The organism is Tunicatimonas sp., assembly GCF_049647865.1.
Classification (GTDB): domain Bacteria; phylum Bacteroidota; class Bacteroidia; order Cytophagales; family Cyclobacteriaceae; genus Tunicatimonas.
Map to the genome: position 1 here is coordinate 1 of NZ_JBARYM010000599.1, position 1,977 is coordinate 1,977.

General features: G+C 39.3%; 2 protein-coding genes. Both read right to left on the bottom strand.

Translation table 11 applies throughout. From position 1 onward, the window contains the following. Positions 1-1,052: redox-regulated ATPase YchF (gene ychF, locus WBA23_RS17585; RefSeq protein WP_424583594.1), on the bottom strand; the 1,052-nt coding region annotated here is incomplete at its 3' end. 117 nt (positions 1,053-1,169) lie between these two features. Then, a partial coding sequence (locus WBA23_RS17590; protein ID WP_424583595.1) for an AI-2E family transporter occupies positions 1,170-1,977 on the bottom strand: 808 nt, incomplete at its 5' end.

A 1,977-nucleotide genomic window follows, 5' to 3' on the forward strand; every position in this document is an offset into this window, starting at 1 on the left:
GTATACTCTTTACCTTCAATAGCCATCTTACCCGCTTCTTTCACTGCTACTTCTGATTGGTACTGTTGATAATCATTTAGCTTGATGACTTCTGCCTTAATAAATCCTTTCTCAAAGTCAGTATGAATGACTCCCGCTGCCTTGGGAGCTTTCCAACCATCAACAATAGTCCAAGCGCGTACCTCTGTTTCACCGGCTGTAAAATAAGTAATTAAATTTAGCAGACGGTACGAAGCCCGAATAAGCCGATCTAAGCCTGATTCTTTCAGACCGTATTCTTCTAAGAATAAGCCTCTCTCTTCGGGGTCTAACTCAGCAATCTGCGATTCAATAGCCGCACTAATTAATAGAACTTCGGACTGCTCTTGATTGACTGCTTCTTTTAGCGCTTCTACATACTTGTTGCCCGAAATAGTAGAGTCTTCATCTACGTTGGCTACGTAAATCACAGGTTTGGCCGTTAGCAGAAAAAGATCAGCTACAGCTTCTTTATCCTCTTTCGGTACGTCTATTGACCGAGCGTTTTTACCACCTTCTAAGTGAGATTTGTAGGTTTGCAGTGTAGCTAATTGCTTGCGAGCTGTAGTATCGCCTGATTTGGCAATCTTCTCTAATCGGGTAATTTTCTTTTCTACTGATTCTAGGTCTTTTAGTTGTAGTTCAGTATCAATTACTTCTTTATCAAATACTGGGTCAACGCTCCCCGCTACGTGTACCACATTGTCATCTACAAAGCATCGGATTACATGGATGATAGCGTCTACCTCCCGAATATTGGCTAAAAATTTGTTGCCTAACCCTTCACCTTTACTAGCTCCTTTTACTAAACCAGCAATGTCCACAAACTCAATAGTTGTGGGTATAACTTTTTGCGGATTTACCAGCTTTTCTAACGTTTTTAAACGAGAATCAGGCACGGTAACGACGCCCACGTTGGGCTCAATAGTACAAAAAGGAAAGTTAGCTGCCTCTGCTTTGGCACTAGATAAGGCGTTAAATAATGTTGACTTACCAACGTTAGGAAGTCCTACAATACCACACTGTAAGCTCATATATTTTAATTGTCAAATTGTTAAATGGCTGATTGATTTAGGTATTAGGTATTAGAAAGGGAAACGAATAGTTATTACTTCAGAGTTAATGCTTCTAGCTTTTTCGTATTTTACATCTCAGCTTTTAAACACCCGGTATTGCCTGTAACCGATGTAGAGTTCCGTAGTAACCACTCGTAAAATGGTATATACTGGAATGGCGACAATCATGCCGATGACACCCGCCACGGTAGCGCCCGCAAAAATAATAATAAAAATTTCTAAAGGGTGGGCTTTTACGCTTTTTGAGAAAATAAGAGGTTGAAGTAGTAGATTATCAGCAAGTTGCACTACCGTAAATACTGATAGAATCTTAACAACGAGTACAACTATCTCTTGAGTATTGCCATCGGCTATTATGGTAGATAGCCCTACAATAATGCCAAACGTAGCTCCTATTATTGGGCCCGCATAGGGAATTATGTTCGCTAGTGCTGCAAAGATGGCAATAGTAAAAGCGTACTTCACTCCCAAAATACTAAGCCCTAGCGAAGCTATACAAAAGATAGCAAATACCTGAAACGACAGCCCAATTAGGTAATTAGAGAGCAGCGTTTCAATTTTATAGATTGCGGCAATAAATACTTCAAAATACTGGTTAGGAATTAGTTTAATAACTTGACGGCGGACCAATCCTTTTTCATACATAAAAATAAATGTAATAAAAATGATGGCGAGTGTTCCTACAAAAAAGTTACCGGTAAATGAAATGAGGCTATTGATAATATCCTGAAACTCTACTTTAGTAATAAAACCAAGTAGACTATTCCGTAAATCATCCACTAAAAAACCGGGGGGCTTTTCGGTAATATTGTTATCTCGTAAAAACTGTTCGAGGTTTTGTAAAGGCGCACTGGCCCGAGCGTATAAACTTTCGTAATTAATC